The 2,973-nt window shown below is 48.4% G+C and carries 1 rRNA gene; it reads left to right on the plus strand.

The features are described 5' to 3' along the window. The first annotated feature begins 65 nt into the window (after positions 1-65). Positions 66-2,971: ribosomal RNA gene (locus RR45_RS10765) — 23S ribosomal RNA — on the plus strand. Positions 2,972-2,973: the final 2 nt, after the last annotated feature.

Here is a 2,973-nt window from a genome sequence, read left to right on the forward strand (position 1 = left end):
AAAAAAAGCGTGAGTATGAAAATACTCAATACTTATTACCAGATACTTAAATGTATCGAATTAAAGGTTAAGTTAATAAGGGCGCACGGTGGATGCCTTGGCACTAGAAGGCGATGAAGGACGTGACTAACTACGAAATTCTACGGGGAGCTGTAAGTAAGCATTGATCCGTAGGTGTCCGAATGGGGAAACCCAGTAGCTAATGGCTACTACTGTTTGTGTGAATACATAGCACTTACAGGGCAAGACGTTGTGAACTGAAACATCTAAGTAGCAACAGGAAGAGAAAGCAAACGCGATTTCCTTAGTAGCGGCGAGCGAAACGGAAGAAGGGCAAACCAAGAGACTTGTCTCTTGGGGTTGTAGGACTGCGCAGTGGACTTATATTTTATAGACGAATTACCTGGGAAGGTAAGCTAAAGAGAGTAATAGCCTCGTAGTTGAAATAGAATATATACCTAGCAGTATCCTGAGTACGGCGAGACACGAGAAATCTCGTCGGAATCTGGGAGGACCATCTCCCAACCCTAAATACTCTCTAGTGACCGATAGTGAACAAGTACCGTGAGGGAAAGGTGAAAAGAACCCCGGGAGGGGAGTGAAATAGCACCTGAAACCGTGTGCCTACAACAAGTTCGAGCCCGTTAATGGGTGAGAGCGTGCCTTTTGTAGAATGAACCGGCGAGTTAAGTTATGATGCGAGGTTAAGATGAAGAGTCGGAGCCGTAGCGAAAGCGAGTCTTAATAGGGCGACATAGTATCATGATTTAGACCCGAAACCATGTGACCTATCCATGAGCAGGGTGAAGGTGCGGTAAGACGCACTGGAGGCCCGAACCAGGACACGTTGAAAAGTGTTTGGATGACTTGTGGATAGCGGAGAAATTCCAAACGAACTTGGAGATAGCTGGTTCTCTCCGAAATAGCTTTAGGGCTAGCGTCCAACTTGAATGTCATGGAGGTAGAGCACTGTTTGGGTGAGGGGTCCATCCCGGATTACCAATCTCAGATAAACTCCGAATGCCATTGACATGCGTTGGGCAGTCAGACTGTGAGTGCTAAGATCCATAGTCGAAAGGGAAACAGCCCAGACCATCAGCTAAGGTCCCAAAATATATGTTAAGTGGAAAAGGATGTGGGATTGCACAGACAACTAGGATGTTAGCTCAGAAGCAGCTATCATTTAAAGAGTGCGTAATAGCTCACTAGTCGAGTGATCCTGCGCCGAAAATGTACCGGGGCTAAAACATATTACCGAAGCTATGGAATTAAATTTATTTAATTGGTAGGAGAGCGTTCTTATCAGCGACGAAGGTATACCGTGAGGAGTGCTGGAGCGATAAGAAGTGAGAATGCCGGTATGAGTAGCGCAAGACAGGTGAGAATCCTGTCCACCGTAAGACTAAGGTTTCCAGGGGAAGGCTCGTCCGCCCTGGGTTAGTCGGGACCTAAGGAGAGGCCGAATGGCGTATCCGATGGACAACAGGTTGATATTCCTGTACTAGGTTATATAGTGATTGGAGGGACGCAGTAGGCTAAGATATGCCAGTTAATGGATTCTGGTCTAAGCAGTGAGGTTTGGTATGAGTCAAATGCTTGTACCTTTAAGATTGAGCTGTGATGGGGAAGCACTTTCGAGTGCGAAGTATCTGATGTCACACTGCCAAGAAAATCTTCTAGCGTTTAATTATAACCTACCCGTACCGCAAACCGACACAGGTAGTCGAGGCGAGTAGCCTCAGGTGAGCGAGAGAACTCTCGTTAAGGAACTCGGCAAAATGACCCCGTAACTTCGGGAGAAGGGGTGCTCTACATTTGTAGAGCCGCAGTGAATAGGCCCAAGCGACTGTTTATCAAAAACACAGCTCTCTGCTAAATCGTAAGATGATGTATAGGGGGTGACGCCTGCCCGGTGCTGGAAGGTTAAGAGGAGTGCTTAGCGTAAGCGAAGGTATGAATTGAAGCCCCAGTAAACGGCGGCCGTAACTATAACGGTCCTAAGGTAGCGAAATTCCTTGTCGGGTAAGTTCCGACCCGCACGAAAGGCGTAACGATTTGGGCACTGTCTCAACGAGAGACTCGGTGAAATTTTAGTACCTGTGAAGATGCAGGTTACCCGCGACAGGACGGAAAGACCCCATGGAGCTTTACTGCAAGTTGATATTGAGTATCTGTTGCACATGTACAGGATAGGTAGGAGCCATTGAACTGAGGACGCTAGTTTTCAGTGAGGCGTTGTTGGGATACTACCCTTGTGTCATGGCTACTCTAACCCGCACGGCTAATCGTCGTGGGAGACAGTGTCTGCTGGGCAGTTTGACTGGGGCGGTCGCCTCCTAAAGAGTAACGGAGGCGCTCAAAGTTTCCCTCAGCATGGTTGGAAATCATGCGTAGAGTGTAAAGGTATAAGGGAGATTGACTGCGAGACATACAAGTCGAGCAGGTACGAAAGTAGGACTTAGTGATCCGGTGGTACCGCATGGAAGGGCCATCGCTCAACGGATAAAAGCTACCCTGGGGATAACAGGCTTATCTCCCCCAAGAGTTCACATCGACGGGGAGGTTTGGCACCTCGATGTCGGCTCGTCGCATCCTGGGGCTGTAGTCGGTCCCAAGGGTTGGGCTGTTCGCCCATTAAAGCGGCACGCGAGCTGGGTTCAGAACGTCGTGAGACAGTTCGGTCCCTATCCGTCGCGGGCGTAGGAAATTTGAGAGGATCTGCCCTTAGTACGAGAGGACCGGGGTGGACTTACCGCTGGTGTACCAGTTGTCTTGCCAAAGGCATCGCTGGGTAGCTATGTAGGGAACGGATAAACGCTGAAAGCATCTAAGTGTGAAACCAACCTCAAGATGAGATTTCCCATTCTTTATGAATTAAGAGCCCTGAGAGATGATCAGGTAGATAGGCTAGAAGTGGAAGGGTAGTGATACTTGGAGCGGACTAGTACTAATAGCTCGAGGACTTTACCTAAT

It is taken from the genome of Pseudolactococcus chungangensis CAU 28 = DSM 22330 (genome assembly GCF_002441885.1).
GTDB lineage: Bacteria > Bacillota > Bacilli > Lactobacillales > Streptococcaceae > Pseudolactococcus > Pseudolactococcus chungangensis.